This window comes from Agromyces sp. NPDC055658 (genome assembly GCF_053618155.1).
In genome coordinates this window covers 1-1,152 of sequence record NZ_JBSHHD010000133.1, presented here as the reverse complement: position 1 = coordinate 1,152, position 1,152 = coordinate 1, and the positions used below count along the sequence as shown (strand labels likewise).

The window sequence follows — 1,152 nt, the reverse complement described above, 5'->3', positions numbered from 1 at the left end:
GGTTCGCGCAGCCAGTCGGCCACGGCGGCGACCGCCGCCCTGGTCTTTTGCGGATCTACACTGCCTCGCGCGGCCATGCCATAGAGTCTCGCAAAGTGTTTGCCGATCACCGTAATCCGCCGTATCGCATGGCCGGTGCAGTGCTCTTGGTGATCCTCGCGCTCGCATTCGGGTTGATCGTGGCGCAGTTCCGGGGCGCTTTCGAACCCAAGACCCCGCTGACCCTGCTGGCCTCGCGGGCGGGCCTGGTTCTCGATCCTGGTTCGAAGGTGACCTACAACGGGGTTCCTATCGGCCGCGTGGCCACGGTGAGCGCCGACGGTAACCCGGTCCGGGCCCTGGTGCGGCTCGACATCAACCCGAAGTACATGGACCTCCTACCGGCCAACGTCCAGACCTCGATTCAGGCGACCACGGTCTTCGGCAACAAATACGTCGCCTTCACCTCGCCGGAACATCCCAGCCCACAACGGGTTTCGAGCTCCACCCCGCTCGACGTCACGGCGGTCACCACCGAGTTCAACAGTTTGTTCGAGACCATCACCGCCATCACCGAACAGGTCGACCCGATCAAGCTGAACCAGACCTTGTCGGCCACTGCCCAGGCCTTGACCGGGCTGGGCAGTGCGTTCGGGCAGTCGCTGGCCGACGGCAACACGATCCTCGGCGATGTGAACCCGCGCATGCCCGCGCTGCGCCACGACATCGCCGCCCTGGCCGATCTCGGCGAACGCTATGCGGCGGCCGGACCCGACCTGTTCGACGGCCTGGCCGACGCCGCGCGCAGTGCCGCCACCTTCAACTCCCAGCGCGGTCAACTCGACGCCGCACTGATCGCGGCGATCGGCTTCGCCGGCACCGGTTCCGACATCCTCGAGCGCGGCGGCCCGTATCTGCAGCGCGGCGCACAGGACCTGATCCCGACGTCGAAACTGTTCGACAAGTACCAGGGGCAGCTGTTCTGCACCATCCGCAACTACCACGACGTCGCGCCCGCCTTCTATGCGACGTTCGGCGGCGACAACGGGTATTCGTTCGACAGCACTGGAACCTTGTCGAGCATCGGCGTGGGCAACGCCTACGTGTATCCGGACAACCTGCCACGGGTCAACGCCAAGGGCGGGCCCGAGGGCAAGCCCGGCTGCTGGAAGC

General features: G+C 66.1%; 1 protein-coding gene. It reads left to right on the top strand.

All coding sequences use genetic code 11. From position 1 onward, the window contains the following. Positions 1-95: 95 nt before the first annotated feature. A partial coding sequence (locus ACWGPE_RS19125) for an MCE family protein (RefSeq protein WP_452049334.1) occupies positions 96-1,152 on the top strand: 1,057 nt, incomplete at its 3' end.